This window comes from Ruegeria meonggei (assembly GCF_042768335.1).
GTDB classification, from domain to species: domain Bacteria; phylum Pseudomonadota; class Alphaproteobacteria; order Rhodobacterales; family Rhodobacteraceae; genus Ruegeria; species Ruegeria meonggei.
Map to the genome: position 1 here is coordinate 2,945,015 of NZ_JAXHBT010000001.1, position 19,231 is coordinate 2,964,245.

The following is a 19,231-nucleotide window of genomic DNA, read 5'->3' on the forward strand; positions in this document are numbered from 1 at the left end:
GAAATCTCCTTACGGGTTGATGGTGCAACAGGGGGTATCAACCCGTTGCCCCTGGAGGCCTGTTGTTCAGCCGCCTAGCCCGCAAGGAGGCGCGGTGACAATGATATCGCCGCGCGCCCTCGCTGGAATTAAGGTGTTCAGGCACCTGAGGCATCACACATCCCCGGCTTTCAGAATTAGCTGTTTCCAGATCGCGGTTTCATCAAACAGGGTCCATTCCCGGCGCAACCTGATATCGCCGCCGATCAGCTCACCCCATTCGGCGTGGCTGATGCCCAGAACATAAAGCTCGGCCCCTGTTGGCACGCCAAACGCCCCCCAACCGTCATGGGTTCCGTGCAGGCTCCAGCGAATGGCAGATCGGGGCGGCATGTTCGGATCATCGCGCCCGATCTGGTGATGGATGGTGAAGGTGGCGCTGGGCATTGCCGCACGCAGCGACATCCAGAACCGGTCAACCGGATCGCGACCATGACCGGACGCGCCGCCGGGGTATTCGGTCTGAACCGCGCGATCATATGCGCGCTCGACCGCACCCATATCCGCGCCCATCATTCTGGTCAGCAGATCAGCGTGGCGCTGTCCCCATTCATTGTCATTGCCGCGCCCAACATAAGGCCCGGGTAGGTCATTGTCGGGGGTCAGCGGCTTAACGCAGTGGTCCGGACCGCCTTCGCGGGCTATCAGATCGCGGGTGAATTCTTTTGGATCCCAGCCCATTTGACGGACCACGGCGCTGTTGTCTCGGATCAGCCATTCGTCATCAATGGCGTTATTGCGGGCATGGCAGTCGGCCAGAATACGATAACAAAGCTTTGCGCCCGTGGCTTTGCCGAACAGACCATCACCAAGATGGGTGGCGGTCGACATGATGCGGTGGCTGGACAACATCCCGTCCTCGGGCGTGCCGGACCAGATCACATCCTCGCCCAGCAGGGTTCGGTCGGGAAACTCGGCCAGTGTTGCCATCGTGGCCCCGATCACACCCTGGTTTCCGGTCGAGACGCTGCCCGGCATCCGCACAACGATGTCGGGCGCATAGTATTCATGCAGAGTTGAAATTCCCCGGTCTTCCCAGATCTCTTTGGTGATCCCGATTATATAGTCGGGAAAATCCCGGAATTTAGGATCAAAGCCCTTCATGTGTTTGTCCTTTGTGGTGTCCACCCCTTGGGCAACCGGGCCGAAGTCCGCACGACCAGCGGCCCATCAATGGCTACTTTCCGCGGTTTGGCCGTGGCCGGGGTATCGATATGTTCAAAAAGCGCGGCAACGGTTTCGGCCACCATCAGGTTCGCCCGTTGCCGGATCGTTGTCAGGTTATAGGCCGGCCACCCGGCGGGCGGTACGTCGTCATAACCCACTACCGAAACATCCTCGGGGATGCGCAGGCCCAGCTCGAACCGGATCACATCCATGACCGCAAATGCCATGTGGTCATTGGCGACAAACACCGCATCGGGCCTGTCATCCGGGGTTACATCAAACACCCGGCGCGCAGCGGCACGGGTGTCTTCGGTGTGAAACTCGCCAACATCGTGACGGAACAGGTCCTGGCCAGCCTCGCCCAGTGCAGCCCGGAACCCGGCCTCGCGGTCGCGCTGGGTCGATGCCCCCTGCCAGCCGGCGATATAGGCGATCTGTCGATGCCCACCGGCCACCAAGAACTCGGCCACTTTTCGGCCCCCAGCATAGTTGTCGGACGTGACCGTGGTGATGCCGTCCATATCCTGGCTGCGGTTGAAAAGAACGACAGGAACACCCGCCTGCTGACAGCGCATCGCAATGTCCGACGACATCGGCACCGAAGCCAGAATGACGCCGTCTACTTGGTAGTCGAGGATTTCCTCCATCACGTCGTCGATATTTCCGGCCGACCGCGAGGCCATGAAGATCAGCACGTGATAGCCCTGTTCCTGCAGGGCGTTGGACAGTTTCTCAAGCGCTTCGGGATAAAAGTAATTGTCCAGATATCCGACCACCAGACCAATTATCCGGCTTTTGCCCGACACCATCGCGCGGGCCAGAACATTTGGGCGATAGCCCAGCTGGGTAGCGGCTTTGCGCACCTTGTCTTCGGTCTTTTTGCTGACCGATGCGCCCGGGGTAAACACCCGGCTGACTGCCGATTGGCTGACACCCGCCAGCTGTGCAACCTGAAGGGATGTGACTTTCTCGGCCATCAGTCTGCCGTCCACCCCCCGTCAATCAACATCGAGGTGCCGGTCACAAGCGCCGAGGCATCCGAGGCCAGATAGCGGACCGCACCCATGATGTCTTCGACCTCGCCCACGCGGTCCAGCTTGATCTTGTCCATGATCCAGGCGGCCCGTTCCGGGTTGTCGAACGTGGACTGGGTCAAAGGGGTGCGGATGAAAGTCGGGCAAACCGTGTTGATGCGGATCCCCTGTTTGCCCCATTCGATCGCCATGGCTTTCACCATGCCTTCCAGCCCGTGTTTGGTCGCGCAATAAAGCGCCCGGTCGACCCCACCCACATGGCCCATCTGGCTTGAGATATGAATGATCGAGCCGCGCTTGCCCGCCATGATCAGAGCCTTGGCCGCATAGGCGGACAGAAAGTAGGCCGCGCGCAGGTTGATATCTGTAACCGCGTCGAAATCTTCGGGCTTGGTTTCAATGGCGGGGCTGTGGCGCGCGGTGCCCGCGGAATTCACCACAACGTCAAAGACGCGCCCGTCGAACAGAGAACGCATTGCCCCAAGATCGCCCTGATCAACGACCTGCGCCTCGGTCGACCAGCCCTGCGCCTGCAGCGCAGCAACCGTTTCCTGCAGCCGATCCGCCCCACGTGCCATGCAAACGACATGGGCCCCGGCCTCGGCCAGAGCTACGGCGCAACCCTGCCCGATGCCCGAAGACGCGCCGGTAACCAGCGCGGTTTTGCCGGTCAGGGAAAACGAAGGGGTGCGGGGTAGGTCAGTCATCAGCTCATTCCATCCGGTATTTCAATACGGCCCATGTTGCGGGCCTTATTGAATTCTCGCAGACGGGCGAAAACGTCAACGCCCAGTTGCGCATAGGCATCCAGAAGATCAACCAGCACCCAGTTCTCGCGGATTTTGCCGCTTTCCACCCGCCAGAAATCAAGACTGCGCATGGTGATACGCTTGCCCGATGGCGCGATACCCATCCACCCATCATGGGTGACGGACTGGATCATGTCCGGCCAGCCAGTCACGCCCGCATAATCGCCGTCGCCAAAGAAGTGATAGGTGATGTCTTCGACATATTGCCCCCGATCCGGCATTCCGTTCAGGAACGGAATCTGATGCCAGTTGCGAAATCCCGAAATGCCACGCCCGGTGCCGATTCCCGAGGGGCCGTACCAATTCATCCGGGGGTGCCAGAACCGCTCTAGTTCCATCACCTTTGGCCCCCCTTGCGCGGGGTGCTTTTTCAAATGCTCAAGCATGTCGATAATGTGCTGACAGGTTGCCTGCCCCCGGGCCGCATCATAAGGACCCAGCACCAGCCCGTCTTGCGTCGCCGGGCCTGGCACATGCCATTCCCGCCCAAGACTTGGTGCCATCGGCCACGCACCCGCCTGCATCATCACCTCTGGGATGTCCCATAGGGCCTGCATCTCAACCACCTGGTCATTTTCGAACCGGTAGAATTCGTGAAACCGCATGGTAACCTGATGGCCGGTCGGCGGGATATCCAACCAGGGACCGGTGAAGGTGCCGGTGTAATAGCCACCGCACCCGACCCAATCGGCCCCGTGTTCATCGGGGCCGGCCATCACGATATAATCCCGGCGCTCAAGATCCGGCCAAGCGGTCAGCAACCCTGCGTAAGCGGTGTCAAAATGCATCTTACTGCCGACGCTGTCCCCAAACGGGTAACACAGGCGAAACACGGCATCCGGGGCGCTGATCTCTGCCAATGCTGCGCACACACTATCCTTATCAAAGTCATACATCGCAGCCCGAAGCGGCACCATCAGAGACTTGTGATGGGTGTGCCTGTCGGTCATTCAGCGGCGTCCCGATAGGGTGCCGGTGCGCCGTAGGGCACATTGATCCCGCCATAGCGACGAACCCGGATATTGCACTGCTCGGCATGGCCGACGAAGCCTTCCAGCAGACACAGGCGTGATCCGTATTCACCAATCAGCGTCGCCGCCTCATCGGTCAACACCTTCTGATAGCTGTGCGTCTTCAGATACTTACCGACCCAAAGCCCACCGGTATAGCGACCCGCTTTCTTCGTCGGCAAGGTGTGGTTGGTGCCGATCACCTTGTCGCCGTTTGACACGTTGGTCCGCGCACCAAGGAACAGAGCGCCATAGCAAGTCATGTTCTCAAGGAACCAGTCGTCGCGATCAGTCATCACCTGGACATGCTCGGATGCGATGTCATCGGCCATCTGCAGCATCTCGTCGTAGGTGTCGCAGACAATCACCTCACCATATTCGTCCCAAGAGACTTTCGCGGTGCCCGCGGTTGGCAGAATACCCAGCAGCCGGTCGACCTCGGACAATGTGTCTTCGGCCAACTTGCGCGAGTTGGTCAACAGCACGCAGGGGCTGTTATAGCCATGCTCGGCCTGACCCAGCAGATCGGTTGCACACAGCTCGGCATCGGCGGCGGTTTCATCGGCGATCACCATGGTCTCGGTCGGGCCGGCAAAAAGGTCGATACCCACACGTCCAAACAGCTGGCGCTTGGCTTCGGCAACAAAGGCGTTGCCCGGACCCACCAACATGTGCACCGGATCAATCGTTTCAGTCCCCAGCGCCATGGCACCGATGGCCTGAATGCCGCCCATCACATAGATCTCATGCGCGCCACCCAGATGCATGGCAGCAATCACCGCTGCATTGGGTTTGCCGTTAAACGGCGGCGTACAGGCGATGATGCGCGGAACCCCGGCGACCGAGGCTGTCGCCACCGACATATGCGCCGAGGCCACCATCGGGAACTTACCACCGGGGACATAGCAGCCTACGGACTGAACCGGGATGTTCTTGTGGCCCAGGATCACGCCCGGCAAGGTCTCGACCTCAATATCCAGCATCGAATCCCGCTGGGCCTGTGCAAAATTGCGCACCTGTTCCTGGGCGAATTTGATGTCGGCCAGTTCGCGGTCGGTAAGCTGGCTGATCAGATCGTCAATCTCAACCTGCGACAGCCGGAAAGACGCCGGTGAATACTTGTCGAAATTTTCGCTCATCGCTCGCACCGCGGCGTCTCCGCGGGTTTCGATATCTTTCAGCGCATCTTCTACCACAGCGCGGGTTTTGGCGTCGTCTTGCGCCCGGTCCGCGTCGGATTTGCCGCGTTTGAGATACTCAATAGCCATTGTCTTAACCCTCAGTTTGCGGATGGGGCGGCGTTTTCTCACCCCGGTCATAGGTTTCCCAGCCTTCTCCGTTGAACAGATCGACGCCCAGCTGAGCGGCAACTTGGGCGAAATCGACATTCACCCAATTGTCGACGATCTTGCCATCGACCACTTTCCAAAAATCCATATAGCGGATCTCGACCCGCTTGCCTGTGGGTGCGATACCCAGAAACTCACCTGAATGCGTGGCCTCCTGCCGGCCAAAGGCGGCGGCCCACTCGCCCATATACAGACGTGCCTCATCGATGCAGGTCTTGTCAGAGAACGCAGCCTGAAACGGGCGCTGCCAGTTCTCTTGAAACTCTTTCAGGCCGGTCTTGGTGCCGCAGCCCTGATTGCCCAGCCACCGGAACCCGTCCGAGAAGAACTCGCCGATGTCATCAATGCGGTGGTCGTTCAGACCGTCGACCATGGTTTCAATCACGCGGCGTGTGTCGTCCGTTTTGGAAATGTCCGTGTCGCGGGTCAGAACCGCTTGTTCCGGGCGGGAACCCTTCATTTCATTATCCTTTTACTGCACCTGCGGTCAGGCCGCTGACGATTTGGCGTTGGAAGATCATCACAAGAAAGAACAGCGGAGCGGTGATGGACACCGCAGCGGCCACTGCGACCACCTGGTCAGTTGTCGTGGTTTCACGGTTGAACATGCCGACGATGGCTGGAACCATGGTCTGGTTCTGCGCATCCAGCAGTAACGAAGTGACGAGGATGTCATTATAGGCCAGCAGAAAACTGAAAAGCCCGGTGGTGATCACTCCAGGCCACATCACCGGCATGATCACGCGCCGGAAGGCCTGAAAATGGTTGCACCCATCAACGCGGGCAGCCTCATCCAGTTCGGCCGGGATGTTCTGGAAGAACGAGCGTAGCATCCAGATCGTGAATGGCTGGTTGATGGCCACAAGAACGGCGATCACAGCGAACGGCTTGCCATACAGCGTCGGCGCATTGTCTCCCAGTATCGGGCGCAGCCATTCGGCTGAGCTGATGAAAACCGGCAGATACCCGGCCACCAGCACCGAATGCGGCAGCGCGCGAAAGACCAGCGCCACGATCAGAATCCAGAATGCCAGTGTCGATCCCGACCGTGCCAACCCGTACCCTGCCAACGTGCCCACGGTCAGAGACACTGTCACAACCCCGGCGGTCACAATCAGCGAGTTCTTGAAGTTGTTCGAGAACCCGCGGTCGATCCAGACCGTCTTGTAATGCTCGGTCGTCAGGCCCAGCACATCGCGGCCCAGCGGGCCTGCGATCGGGTTCAGCACGCCCAAAACGGCGGGCAGAATTACAAAGAACACCAGCAGGAACCCAACAAACGCTGCCAGCAGACCAATGATCCAGCCAAACCATTGCTGCCCTGGTTTTGTATAGGAACGGATCATCGTGGGCAGCTTTTTGGTGACCAGCATTGCCGCAGCCCAAATCACCACGATGCCCAGAATGATATCCAGCAGCGACAGCCCATTACCAGTTGCCAGCGTTGCAGGGCCAAAGATCACGCTCAGCGCGTTACTGTCATAAGCGTCGACCGGAGATTTAAAGCTCATCACCACGATCCAGAAGATCGGGAAGGCCGCGACCAGGCACCAGAAGGCGAGAAAGATGTTCGAGGTCAGCCGCAGGCTGAACGGTTGGCGAAGCGCGCGTGAGGACATGTCAGTGACCTCCTTTATGATCACGCCAGGTCCGGCGCAGCGGGAAGATAAGCAAGGCGATGATGCCGATCATGGTCAGCATGGCGCTGGCCGAGGCCCGGCTGATCGAGCGGTTTCCGGCCTGATCCGGCACGAGGAAATCATAGGTCAGCCATTGCAGTGAGATGACGTAGCCCTGGCTTGAGAAACCGACAATCTCTTCGAAAGTACGGAACGCGTCCATCAGGTGAATCATCGACACAAAGATGATCAGCGGCATCAGATGGGGGATGACAATATACTTCAATCGCTGCCAACGGGTTGCGCCATCAATCACGGCGCTTTCCAGGCTGTCCTGATTGACTGTTTGCAACCCGGCATAGAACACGATGGCCGCAAAAGGGGCCACATGCCACACGCGATACAGCATCATCAGAACCTCGATTGTCCAGGCCTGCGCAAATAGCGCGATGTCGCGTTGCAGCCACCATTCCAGCGTGGCGGTCAGGATGCCATCGCCCCGAAACAGCCAGTTGATCGACAACACACCGATCAGGGGCGTGATGATAAACGGCAAGAGCGAGATAAAGATGACAGGACCCTTGATCCTTTGCGTGGCATTGTTGATCAGAACCGCAATCCCAAGCCCACATCCGATAACCAGAGGCAGCGTGATAAGTGTGAAGGTCAGTGTGAACCGCAGCGCCTTCCAGAAGTTGATGGTGGACAGCACATTCCAGCTGCCGTCGCTGATCGCCCGCCATGCGCGCTCGGGTTCCAGCACGTTGCGATAGCTTTGCAAACCGACATATTCGGTCCGGGTGATGATCTTGCCATCGTCATCCAGCTTCGGTTGTGACACCTGTTCGGTCACGCAAGTCTGGGTCAGAAAGCCGGGGGTGCAGGTCTCAATTTCGACCGTCTCATAGATCGGCTGCGTGATGTAGAAGCTTTGCTTGAACACGCTGACCAGTGGAAACGCGATAAAGAGAAGCATCATAAAGACAGAGGGGCCAACAAAGGTGGCAAATGTCCGGAAATTCATGGCTCTGCCTTTCTCATGGTTCTCGAGGAATAGGGGCGAGAGGGCCGGAACCCTCTCGCAATTGGATCAGTTGCTGATCAGGCCAGCTTCTTTCGCGGCGGTGATGTAATCCGCCTCGATATCAGCCAGCGTGGTTTGTGCATCCTTGGCACCGGTCAGGTAATCGGCCAGCCCGTTGCCCAGCGCGGTATGCATGATGCCCATCGGACCCGAGGCGGGATACGCCTTGGCGCCCCCTTCAGCCGAGGCCGCGGCCCCTGCAGCCAGATCGCCCGGCGTGTAGGCCGTGCTTAGCCAAACAGCGACATCGTTATTCGCGCTGATGGTGTCGGCATCCATGCCTTCCAGTGCTACACGGAAGGCGGCAACGGCCTCTTCATCGCTCATGTTCGTGGCCAAAACGATGCCATCCCACCAGATTGTGGTTGCGGGTACGGCTGACCCCATCGGGGCCGCGGCCATGGTGACCTTGCCGACCACCTGGCTTTCGGCCTCATCATTCATTGCGGCCGCACGGCTGGCCCACAGGTTCGCCATAGCGATCTTGCCTTGCTGGAACTGTTGCTGAACATAAGTGGAATCCGAGACCAGATATTCCGGATCCATAAATTCGGTCATGGCTTTCATCATCTCAAGCGCAGCGACGCCCTGATCATTGTTGATCGCAGGCATGTTTCCGTCACCAAAGAAGGACCCGCCTTCGCCCAGATACATGTTGATGAATTCCTGACCCAGGTTCCAGCCGGTCTTGAACGTGCCGCCGATCGGGTAGTCCATGACGCCAGCCTCTTTGATCTGAGCTGCGGCTGCCAGAACGTCGCCATAGGTTTTGGGTTCGTCGATCCCCAGATCAGCCAGTACATCGTTGCGGTACATCAGGTGCTGGGCATTCACCATCATGGCGACGGCCATAACCTTGCCGTCCACCTTGATCAGTTGGTTTGGCAGCAGGTTCTGGCCGTACTTCTCGACCAGATCGTCCAGAGGACGGACGGAGCCGGCATTCAACAAGGGCACCAGCGTGGCGTTCGACACGCCGCCGATCTGATACAGGGCCGGATCGGCCGCAAAAGCCTCGGGCTGCTTTTCGCGGAATTCCTGATCCAGCGACGCGCTGAAATTGCCGCATTCAGCCATCGCGTCCGTGACGGCCTTCCAGGCCTCGAAACCCGCAGACAGCGATTTCAACGGGACGTCGTTTTCAAAGGAACAGGCTGCCCATGCGCCACTGGCAGCGATGGACATGGCGCCAGCCATGAGGATTGATCTAAGTTTCATAGGTTTCTCCCTGTCAGGATCGGTCCGTCGTCGACATCCGGACCGGTGTTATGCCCTTATGGGCTGTTGTGGGGTCAGCCCCCGATCCGTGCACCACTTCCAGCTTCGAAGAGATGACAGATGTCTTTTGGCACTGAGAACGAGACCGGCTCGCCAATTTCGGCTCGGAACGTTTTGTCGGCCTTGACCGAAACCAGCGCACCACCCACCCGGACCGAGATCATGGTTGCATCGCCCAGCAGTTCCAGCGTGTAGATCGGTGCGGTGATCTGGCCGCCGGCATCCGCAAGGCTGGCATCTTCGGCCCGAAAGCCCAGCGTCATTGGCCCGTCAGCTGCATCAACCGGAATCTCGGCATGGTCGGCGCGGAACACGCCTCCGCTGACTTCACCTTCCATCAGGTTCATCGCAGGCGAGCCGATAAAGCCCGCCACAAAGGTATTCGCGGGACAGTCGTAGATTTCAGTCGGGCTTCCGACCTGCTGCACCACGCCTTGTTTCATGACGACAACGCGATCCGCCAGGGTCATGGCTTCGATCTGGTCATGCGTCACATAGATCGTGGTCACCGCCAGTTCATGGCTGAGGTTCTTGATCTGCGCCCGGGTCGAAACCCGCAGTTTCGCATCCAGATTCGACAGCGGTTCATCCATCAAGAACACGTTCGGCTCGCGCACGATGGCGCGGGCCAATGCCACACGCTGCCGCTGACCACCCGACAGTTCCGCCGGTTTGCGGTGCAGGAAATCGTCCAGCTCAACCATAGCGCTGGCGCGGCGCACCTTTTCGTCATGGGTATCGGGGTCAATACCGCGCACTTTCAGCGGGAAGCGGATGTTTTCATAGACATTCATGTTGGGGTAGAGCGCATAGCTTTGGAAGACCATCGCCACGTCCCGGTCCTTGGGCTCCAGATCGTTGACCACCTTGCCGTCAATCAGAATATTGCCCTCGGTCGCGTCTTCCAGACCGGCAATCATGCGCATCGTGGTGGTCTTGCCGCAGCCCGACGGACCTAACAGAACCAGAAATTCCCGGTCCGCGATGGTCAGGTCGAAATTGTGGACCCCGACAAAGGAACCCCATCGTTTACCGACATTGCGCAATTGAATTTCCGCCATGATGCCCCCTGAAAGGATTCGCTTTGCATACGTTTGCAAAACTGTATTCTCCAGTTATCATTTCTGGCAAGACTTTTTTGCATACGTATGCAAAAAAACACCGTAACCCGCGATTTTCAATCGTTAGAATCCGACACAACCATTCAGAAAAGCAGTAAGATAGTGAACTTTCAGAAAGAAAAAACGCTGGTGTCCTCGTTCTTTGAGGCCCTTGATGCAACGTCCGATTCGGACTTGCCAGACGTCCTGCGGCAATTCTGCGCGCAGGATTTACACTGGCGTGGGTTCCATCCGTTCAACGAGATTACCGGCACCCGCGCAGTGGCAGACAGGTTCTGGCAGCCGCTGAAAAACAGCCTGACCCGTATGAAGCGTCGGCAGGATATCTTTTTCGCCGGAACCAATTCTCTGGACCCGGTCGCGGATGTCTGGGTGGTGTCGATGGGGCATCTGATGGGGTTGTTCGACCATCCGTGGCTTGGCATCCGCCCCACTGGCAAGATGGCCTTTCTGCGCTATTGCGAGTTCCATCGGGTCTCACAGGGCAAGATCGCCGAGACCGCAATGTATTTCGATATTCCGCATTTGATGGTGCAGGCCGGGCAAAACCCCTTTCCACCCCAAACCGCTGCCCATCTGGTGCAACCCGGGCCGCGCACCCATGACGGCATTCTGACCAAAGACCAACCGATAGAAGAGGGTCGCAAAACACTCAGCACGATCAATGCCATGATCTCTGACCTTGGGCAGTGGAACAGCGACCTGCCGTTAGAGGATGAGTTGGCCCGCACCTGGCATGACGACATGATCTGGTGGGGCCCAGAGGGGATCGGCGCAACCTACACGATCGACCGATATGCCCAACAGCACTCTGGCCCGTTTCGCGCGGCCTTCGCCGAACGCTCGGGGACCAGCCATATCTGCCGTCTGGCCGAGGGGCAGTATGGCGGGTTCTTCGGCTGGCCAAATTTCACTGCCGTCCCGACCGGTGGGTTCATGGGGATGCCCGCCACCGGCAAGCCAGGTGAGTTCCGGGTGATCGACATCTATCGCCGTGCGGGTGACAAGCTGGCCGAGAACTGGATTTTCATCGACTTGCTGCATTTCTGGCGCCAACAGGGGGTCGATATTCTGGCGCGTACAACCGGGATTGAAGCATCCTGAGCTGAGCAGTCCCTTATCCGCAGCAAATCACGACCGCGTGGCCAGTTCGGTCATTTCCTGATGCCGAAGAGCCGCCTGCGCTTTCACCCGTTTGACAAATGCGGGCGGCAGGGCAGGCCCTTTCGCAGCCTGATAGGTGCCACAGGTGTCATCTCCGATCAGCTGGGCGTATTTAGCCCAGGTCCGAAAGGCAAAAACATCGCGCAGGCTGATCCGCGGCTTGGTATTGCTTTGGGTTTGCGGCGGTGGCAGCTTCAGGCGATCAAAATAGGTCTGCTCAACCTCTTGCCATTCGGCCGTTGGGGTAAGCGCTGATTGATCCTCGCCCTCGGTGTATTTGAACTCGGGATACTCCATCCCGTATTCCGAACATCCGTGCGAAATCGTTGAGTGGACGCCCGTTATCCCCGCCTCAGCCAGGTTCTGCTGAAACGCGGCAAGACAGGTCTTTGCCTCGGGCAGGCTTTCGCAATAGATATAGGCTTTGTACGGAAACTTGATGCCATCGCGCAGCTCGATCATGCACTTGCGTGCATTGTCGCCAGGCAGATCCAGCGCGAGTAGCAGGAAATAGGTCTGAAACATCGCCTCAAGATTCTCGGGCAGGATTTGGACCTTATAACAATCGTAGCACAGGCCCGGTATGACGCTGGTTTCCTTGAAGAACTTCAACTTCTCGCCGCAATAGGTCGGCTGCCCATTGATGGTCATGACTTGGCCGGAAAACACCTGCCCAATCGGCACGGCCTGTCCGATCCGCGCGGATTTCAGGATCGACAGCCACTGCACATAGGCGGCAGCGTTTTTGCCTGTGTTCAAATACAGGGACTGCCAATCGACGGGCAGCGACGCGCCGATTTTGGCCTGCGCCGTCCCAAAAGCACCAAGGGGTTTGCCCGGTGGTCCGGATAGGTCCAACAGCGTGACCAAACGCCGGATGGACGCCAGATCATCCGGCTTGATCGCCAACCAACCTTCGAGTTTTTCCAACTGAACTTGGTTTTTCACCCTGGCCTCCTGCTATAGGATGCGAGTGTGATCGCGCTGATTTCGGGCGACGTCAACTCGATTGCGCCGCGATCAGCAGGCCGGGCAAGCTGCCCGACCTTTTTCTGGTCAGGACACTGATTGTTCCGATACGATTTCACCAAAGCGGGTGAAAAACTTGCCCGACAGCTTTTTCGCTGTCCCCGCGATCAGGCGGCTGCCCAATTGCGCGATCTTACCACCAACATCGACCTTGGCTGTATAGGCCAGAACCGTTTCGTCCCCGTCTTCGGTCAGCGTAACCTCAGCCCCGCCTTTTGCGAAACCAGCCGCGCCGCCCTTGCCTTCGCCGGTCAGGGAAAACCCACCTGGCGCGTTTGATTTGTCCAGCGTGACTTCACCAGCGAATTTGGCTTTGACCGGGCCGATTTTCAGAACAACCTTGGCTTCAAGATCTTCAGGAGAATTCTGGATCAGCTCCTCACAGCCCGGAATACACTCCTGCAGGATTTCAGGGTTGTTCAGGGCCTCGTATACGACAGCGCGGGGCGCCGTAATGCGGATTTCGTCACTGAGTTCCATTCATGATTCCTTTGTTCAACAACATCTTGGATAGACCAAAAGCGCAGTTTCTGCTGCCTCTTCCGGGGTTTGAGCCGGTCGCGCGGGCCAAAGGGCCTTCAGGCGGTTAAGCACGTTTCTCATCATCAGAAGCCTCCCTCGTCTTGTCCCTATTTCGCCACTGCACGATTTCCGCCATGATCGACAGGGCGATTTCGTGCGGGTCAATCGCTTGGATATCCAGACCCGCCGGAGATTTAAGCTGCGCCGCACGCGCCGGATCCATCCCCTGCGCAACAAGTTTATCCGTCAGCATATCAGCCTTTCGCCGACTGGCTACCATGGAAACACGCATTGCATCCGTTTCCAGGGCGGCTTTCAGCGCTGTGGCGTCCCCGCTACCCTGCGAGGCGACGACGACAAAATCCCGCATATCGATCCCGATTTCGGCGATGGTTTCGGGGGTAAATCGCCGGACATCCGCGTCGATCTCAGCGCCTTTAGTCACGCAAACCCGAAACCCGGCCAATACGCCATGCGCCGCCAAAGCGATCGCAATCTGCAACTCACCAAAGATCACCAACCGAGGGGCGTGTTGATAAGGCTCGACCAACAGATCAACCGTACCGCCCGAGGGGCATCCGCTTTTGAAGGTTTGTACACCGTCAGGATCGGTCATGTTCACCACCTTTTCCGAAGGTTTGACCCGGATCATCCGAGGCGCCCCTATGGCCAGCGCCTCTTGGGCTGAGCGCTGCACGGCGCGCTGTACGCACGCGCCGCCGAGATGCCCCAGAATGCGCCCGTCTTTTGTGATCGCAGCCTTGCCCCCCGCCTTGGCCGAGGTGGCATCCGCCGTGCGCAACACCGTGGCGACACAGAACGCCTCTCCGGTGCTGCGCAGTTGTTCGATGGTGTCGAAAATATCAAAACTTGCCATATCGAGCTCCTGTCACAGCCTTCGGAACTGCGGTTCCAACGCCGCCAGCGCGTCCAACGTGTTGGCGGGCAGATGCGCATCCAGATAGGGTTCAGCCGCCTGCATAGCGGCCGCAATAGGTTGATAGTCGCGCCATCCCTTCAGCGGGTTCAGCCAAACGATGCGCCGTGCCTTGCGACGAATGCGCCCCAACACCTCGCCCAGCGCCTGCGGGCCCTGGCTGCAATAGCCATCCGACAGGATCAGCACGATGGTCCGCCCATTCAGCGCTCGCGTACCGTATCCGTTTACGAAAGTGTTCAGGCTGCCCGAGATATCTGTGCCGCCCCCAAACCCCTCGGCCATCAGCGACAACCGACCTGCAGCCCGCAAACTGTCATGATCACGCAGCGCATCGGTTACCCGCATCAACCGGGTGTGAAACAAATAAGCATCCGCCTCGGTTCCGCTGCCGATCAGACCTTTGAGGAAGGCCAGAAACACCCGGGAATAGACGGTCATCGAGCCGCTAACATCACACAAAGCCACGATCCGCATCGGACGCGGCGGACGCGCCCGTCGATACAGATCCATCGGCTCGCCCCCGCGCGCAAGGCTGGCCCTCTGTATCCGTCGCATGTCCAGCGCCGGGCCGCGCAGCGCCTGTTTCCGCCGCCGCGACCGGCGATCCCGAATGGCCCGTGCCAATTTCGATGCAGCCGCTTCCGCCTGTTTCAGAGCCTCTTCATCCATCAATTCCCGCAGATCTCGGCGCGACAGGTTGGCCGTACGGGTTGCAATCAGCTGCCCGTCCATCCCTTCGGCCTCCCCGTCGCTGGGATCAGAAGTGGTGGCCTGATCTGTTCCGGGTTGCGTGTCGTCTATGCCCCGATCTTGCTGTTGCCAGATCATGGGTTTGGCGGATTGCACCCGCACATGCGCGGTCTGTGCCATGCCAGAGCGCTGCTTGCCCGCGTTGAACCAATAGGCGTCGAACAACGCATCAAAGCGGCGCCAATCTTCGGCATCTCCGGCCAACACCGCACATAATGCTCGCCGCACCTGCTGCGCTTCCGTCGCCTCAACCGCCGACATAGCGGCCAGAGCATCCCCGGTTTCCCGTGGTCCCACACGCATGCCATTCATCCGCAGATGCGCAATAAACCCCGACATGCGGTCCGCAATGCCTGTCGCACGAGAAGGGAATCGGGTAACCTGCATCACGCCACCTTCCCAATCAACCGGTCCATCACTTCGGGCGGGGCGGCATCATGATCCGCGGCGGTTTTCAACAGGCATACCAGCGTCGCCTGCACCTCGTTGCGGGATTTGGCCAGATCGTTCACCCCCAGACCGGACAACGCCGCCGCCCAATCCAGCATCTCGGCAATACCCGGAGTTTTCTCAAGCTCTTCCTTGCGCAGAGCTTGAACCACACCAACAATCTGCCGGGCCAACTGTTCCTCTAGCCCCGGCATCCGGGCTCGTAGAATGATCAACTCCGTCTCTTGCGACGGATAGTCAAGGAAACTGTACAAACACCGCCGGCGCAAGGCGTCCGACAAATCTCGCGTTCCGTTTGCCGTCAGGATCACAATTGGACGCACGCGCGCTTTTATGGTTCCCAGTTCAGGGATTGTGATCTGAAAGTCAGACAAGATTTCCAGCAGATAGGCCTCAAACTCCTCATCCGCACGATCAATCTCATCGATCAACAGAACAGGTGGATCCTCAGCTGAAATAGCCTCTAACAATGGCCGTTTCAGCAGATACTCATCCGTAAACAGCTGCGCCTCGCGGGTCCCTCCCTGCGCTTCGCTGGCCCGAATGGCCAGCAACTGCCGCTGATAGTTCCACTCATATATGGCGTGGCTGGCATCCAGCCCCTCATAACATTGCAGCCGGATCAGCCGCGTTTCGCGCCAAGCAGCCACAGCCTTGGCAACCTCGGTCTTACCCACGCCCGCCGGGCCCTCAAGCAGCAAGGGACGCCCCAGCTCCTGTGCCAAATGCAAGGCCATCGCCAACCGGTCATCGGCAACATAGCCCTGCGCAGCCAGTCCTTTGTGCACATCACTCAAAGTCAAAACCAGGATCCCATCTTCATCTGGCTAAAAGTATCCCGGGGGAGGTTCGGAGGGGGCAGCGCCCCCTCCGTTCGGTCGGACCGGCGTCAGCCGGTTCGAAACCGATTACCCGTGCATCCCCAGGCCGTTTGCAATCCTCCAAATCCGCCAATGATCATGTGGCATGTGGCTCTGAACCAACCCAAAGGGCCGAAACGCATCATGAACCGCGTTGGAAAACGCTGGCACGCCCCCCACATTCGGGCTTTCACCAACTCCCTTGGCACCAATCGGATGATGCGGAGACGGCGTCACCGTGTGATCTGTGATGTAATTCGGCGTCTCCCACGCGGTGGGTATGAAGAAATCCATCAGCGTTGCGGTCTTGACGTTGCCCATCTCGTCATAGGCAATCTCCTGACCCATCGCGATGGCCAGTGCCTCGGTCACGCCACCGTGGACTTGCCCTTCGATGATCATCGGGTTGATCCGCGTGCCACAATCATCCAGCGCATAGAACTTGCGAACGTCCCATTCGCCGGTATCCACGTCGATCTCCATGACACAGATATAGGCCCCAAACGGATAAGTCATATTTGGTGGATCATAATAGCTGACGGCCTCCAATCCGGGCTCCAACCCCGGTATCGCCTGATTATAGGCGGCGAAGGCAATCTCCTTCATGGTCTTGAACCGCTCCGGCGCGCCTTTGACAGCAAAGCGATCCACGTCCCATTCGACATCGTCGTCGTGCACCTCCAACAGATAGGCCGCAATCATCTGCGCCTTGGCGCGGATTTTCCGCGCAGCCATTGCTGTAGCAGCCCCCGCGACCGGAGTAGACCGCGACCCATAGGTCCCGAGACCGTACGGCGCGGTGTCGGTGTCGCCCTCCTCCAGCGTGATGTCGTCGGCGGGCAGACCGATCTCGCTGGCGATGATCTGGGCAAAGGTCGTGGCATGGCCCTGACCCTGGCTGATCGTGCCCAGCCGGGCGATGGCCGATCCGGTCGGATGAATGCGGATTTCGCAGCTATCAAACATACCCAGCCCAAGGATATCGCAGTTTTTTACGGGCCCGGCACCGACGATTTCGGTGAAATGCGTCAGACCGATACCCAGCAACTTGCGTGTTTTACCAGCCTTGAAATCCTCGATCTGCTGTGCCTGTTCCGCGCGCAAACCTTCATAGTCCACAGCCTTCAGCGCCTTGTCCCAGGCTGTATGATAATCGCCCGAGTCATACTCCCAGCCTAGCGCCGACTGATAGGGAAATTGATCCGCCTTGATAAAGTTGATCCGGCGCAGCTCGGCCGCATCCATGTTCAGCTTGATGGCCAGAACCTCGATCATCCGTTCTATGAAATACGCGGCTTCGGTCACCCGGAAGGAACAGCGATAGGCCACCCCACCCGGCGCCTTGTTGGTATAGACACCGTCAACTGCCAGATAAGCGGTGGGGATGTCATAAGAGCCGGTGCAGATATTCATGAAGCCCGCCGGGAACTTGGTCGGGTCGGCACACGCGTCGAAGCCGCCGTGATCCGCCGTCGTGTGACACCACAGTCCGGTGATCTTGCCATCCTTGGTGGCGGCGATTTTGCCTTGCATCCAGTAGTCGCGGGCAAAGGCGGTGGACATCAGGTTCTCCATCCGGTTCTCGACCCATTTCACCGGCCGTCCGGTTACAATTGAGGCCACAACCGAGCAGACATAGCCCGCGTAAGCTCCAACCTTATTGCCGAACCCACCGCCAATATCGGGGCTGATGACACGGATATTATGCTCGGCAATGCCCGAGATCAGCGAGACAACTGTTCGGATCGCATGCGGGGCCTGGAATGTGCCATGCAGCGTCAACTTGCCGGTCACCTTGTCCATTGACGCGACACAGCCGCAGGTTTCCAACGGGCAGGGATGGGTGCGGTGGTAATAAATCATCTCTTCGGCCACGACATCGGCCTCTGCCAAAATGGCTTCGGTCGCATCCTTATCGCCCTGTTCCCAGGTGAAGATGTGATTGTGATGCTTGCGCGGGCCGTGCGCACCTTCGGTCTGACCTTCCAGATCTTCGCGCAGGACGACATCCGATTTCAATGCCTCAAACGGGTCAGTCAGAACCGGCAGTTCCTCATAATCGACCTCGACCAGTTCCGCCGCATCCGCTGCGATGTACCGGTCTTCGGCAACGACATAGGCCACTTCCTGGCCCTGGAACAGGACCTTGCCGTCGGCCAGTACCATCTGTTTGTCACCAGCCAACGTGGGCATCCAGTGCAGGCCCAGTGGTGATAAGTCTTCGGCGGTCAGCACTGCTACAACACCGGGCACGGCAAGCGCCGCGTCTTTGTTCACATTAACGACGCGCGCATGGGCATAGGGCGAGCGGACAAAAGCACCAAACAGCATCCCATCCAACTTGATGTCGTCAACGTAATTGCCCTTGCCTTGGGTAAAGCGCACATCCTCGACGCGTTTGCGCGAGCTGCCCATACCCTTGAGGTTGGCGGCGCGTTCTTCGGGGGTAAGAGTCTGGTCGTTCATTCCGCCGCCTCCACTTTTGTTTGCCCTACCGCTTCGCGACTTGAGGGCTGATTTTGGGCGTTCAGCATGTCAGCCGAGGCTGAGATCGCTTTGACGATGTTCTGATACCCGGTGCAGCGGCACAGATTTCCGGCCATGCCAAAGCGAATGTCTTCTTCAGACGGATTTGGGTTTTCCTGCAGCAACCTGTGCGCGCGGGTGATCATACCTGGCGTGCAGAAGCCACATTGCAACCCATGATGTTCACGGAACATTTCCTGCAGCACACCCAGACTGCCATCGTCATTGGTCAACCCTTCGACGGTGGTAACATCCGCGCCGTTCACCTGCGCCACAAAGGTGGTACAGGATTTCACCGACTTGCCATCGATATCGACCGTGCAGGCGCCGCAATGACTGGTTTCACACCCGATATGCGGCCCGGTGATCTTCAGATCTTCTCGCAGAAAGTGAATAAGCAATGTGCGCGGCTCGGCCAGACCTTCGACCTGTTTGCCGTTCACGGTGAGTTTTACGTGCATTTTTGACATGGTTGATCCT

The 19,231-nt window shown here is 58.5% G+C and carries 18 protein-coding genes; 1 reads left to right on the top strand and 17 read right to left on the bottom strand.

Annotated elements, in window-relative coordinates; genetic code table 11:
- Positions 1-153 precede the first annotated feature (153 nt).
- The 10 genes from SJY13_RS14545 to SJY13_RS14590 form a co-directional block, all read right to left on the bottom strand.
- Positions 154-1,143 carry a nuclear transport factor 2 family protein gene (locus SJY13_RS14545; RefSeq protein ID WP_377191760.1) on the bottom strand — a complete coding sequence of 330 codons (990 nt, stop codon included), beginning with the start codon at positions 1,141-1,143 and terminating at the stop codon, positions 154-156.
- Entirely contained in the window at positions 1,140-2,183 is a 1,044-nt protein-coding gene (locus SJY13_RS14550) for a LacI family DNA-binding transcriptional regulator (RefSeq protein WP_377191762.1), read from the bottom strand. The genes SJY13_RS14545 and SJY13_RS14550 overlap by 4 nt, the downstream gene beginning before the upstream one ends.
- Complete coding sequence (locus SJY13_RS14555) at positions 2,183-2,947, bottom strand: SDR family NAD(P)-dependent oxidoreductase (RefSeq protein ID WP_377191764.1); 765 nt, start codon at positions 2,945-2,947, stop codon at positions 2,183-2,185. Before SJY13_RS14555 ends, SJY13_RS14550 begins: the two co-directional genes overlap by 1 nt.
- The gene (locus SJY13_RS14560) at positions 2,947-3,999 is read right to left on the bottom strand and encodes an ester cyclase (RefSeq protein WP_377191766.1); all 1,053 of its coding nucleotides are present in this window, start codon (positions 3,997-3,999) and stop codon (positions 2,947-2,949) included. Before SJY13_RS14560 ends, SJY13_RS14555 begins: the two co-directional genes overlap by 1 nt.
- Complete coding sequence (hisD, locus tag SJY13_RS14565; RefSeq protein WP_377191768.1) at positions 3,996-5,327, bottom strand: histidinol dehydrogenase; 1,332 nt, start codon at positions 5,325-5,327, stop codon at positions 3,996-3,998. Before hisD ends, SJY13_RS14560 begins: the two co-directional genes overlap by 4 nt.
- 4 nt (positions 5,328-5,331) lie before the next feature.
- A complete protein-coding gene (locus tag SJY13_RS14570; protein WP_377191770.1) occupies positions 5,332-5,868 on the bottom strand; it encodes an ester cyclase in 537 nt (178 codons plus the stop codon).
- A gap of 4 nt (positions 5,869-5,872) precedes the next feature.
- Positions 5,873-7,027, bottom strand: coding sequence for a carbohydrate ABC transporter permease (locus SJY13_RS14575; RefSeq protein WP_377191772.1), 1,155 nt, complete (start codon positions 7,025-7,027; stop codon positions 5,873-5,875).
- A 1-nt stretch (position 7,028) separates the two neighbouring features.
- On the bottom strand, positions 7,029-8,006 hold the full coding sequence (locus SJY13_RS14580) for a carbohydrate ABC transporter permease (protein ID WP_377191774.1): 978 nt from the start codon (positions 8,004-8,006) through the stop codon (positions 7,029-7,031).
- A 111-nt stretch (positions 8,007-8,117) separates the two neighbouring features.
- On the bottom strand, positions 8,118-9,329 hold the full coding sequence (locus SJY13_RS14585; protein WP_377191776.1) for an ABC transporter substrate-binding protein: 1,212 nt from the start codon (positions 9,327-9,329) through the stop codon (positions 8,118-8,120).
- 74 nt (positions 9,330-9,403) lie between these two features.
- Positions 9,404-10,450, bottom strand: a complete 1,047-nt coding sequence (locus tag SJY13_RS14590) for an ABC transporter ATP-binding protein (protein WP_377191778.1) — start codon at positions 10,448-10,450, stop codon at positions 9,404-9,406.
- Between the two features lie 159 nt (positions 10,451-10,609).
- Between SJY13_RS14590 and SJY13_RS14595 the strand changes: the two genes are divergently transcribed.
- Positions 10,610-11,614, top strand: a complete 1,005-nt coding sequence (locus SJY13_RS14595) for a nuclear transport factor 2 family protein (protein ID WP_377193661.1) — start codon at positions 10,610-10,612, stop codon at positions 11,612-11,614.
- A gap of 27 nt (positions 11,615-11,641) precedes the next feature.
- On the opposite strand, the gene SJY13_RS14600 is transcribed toward SJY13_RS14595, so the two are convergent.
- The 7 genes from SJY13_RS14600 to SJY13_RS14630 all read right to left on the bottom strand — a co-directional run bounded on the left by SJY13_RS14600 (position 11,642) and on the right by SJY13_RS14630 (position 19,221).
- Positions 11,642-12,622: a hypothetical protein gene (locus SJY13_RS14600; RefSeq protein ID WP_377191780.1), complete on the bottom strand. Its 981-nt coding sequence runs from the start codon at positions 12,620-12,622 to the stop codon at positions 11,642-11,644.
- 108 nt (positions 12,623-12,730) lie between these two features.
- Positions 12,731-13,183: an SRPBCC family protein gene (locus SJY13_RS14605; protein WP_085822422.1), complete on the bottom strand. Its 453-nt coding sequence runs from the start codon at positions 13,181-13,183 to the stop codon at positions 12,731-12,733.
- Between the two features lie 106 nt (positions 13,184-13,289).
- Positions 13,290-14,102: an XdhC family protein gene (locus tag SJY13_RS14610; RefSeq protein ID WP_377191782.1), complete on the bottom strand. Its 813-nt coding sequence runs from the start codon at positions 14,100-14,102 to the stop codon at positions 13,290-13,292.
- A 12-nt stretch (positions 14,103-14,114) separates the two neighbouring features.
- Positions 14,115-15,254 carry a vWA domain-containing protein gene (locus SJY13_RS14615; protein ID WP_377191784.1) on the bottom strand — a complete coding sequence of 380 codons (1,140 nt, stop codon included), beginning with the start codon at positions 15,252-15,254 and terminating at the stop codon, positions 14,115-14,117.
- A 47-nt stretch (positions 15,255-15,301) separates the two neighbouring features.
- Positions 15,302-16,168, bottom strand: a complete 867-nt coding sequence (locus SJY13_RS14620; protein WP_377191786.1) for an AAA family ATPase — start codon at positions 16,166-16,168, stop codon at positions 15,302-15,304.
- A 105-nt stretch (positions 16,169-16,273) separates the two neighbouring features.
- Positions 16,274-18,691, bottom strand: coding sequence for an aerobic carbon-monoxide dehydrogenase large subunit (locus SJY13_RS14625; RefSeq protein WP_377191788.1), 2,418 nt, complete (start codon positions 18,689-18,691; stop codon positions 16,274-16,276).
- Positions 18,688-19,221, bottom strand: a complete 534-nt coding sequence (locus SJY13_RS14630) for a (2Fe-2S)-binding protein (RefSeq protein WP_085822426.1) — start codon at positions 19,219-19,221, stop codon at positions 18,688-18,690. The genes SJY13_RS14625 and SJY13_RS14630 overlap by 4 nt, the downstream gene beginning before the upstream one ends.
- Between the last annotated feature and the right edge of the window lie 10 nt (positions 19,222-19,231).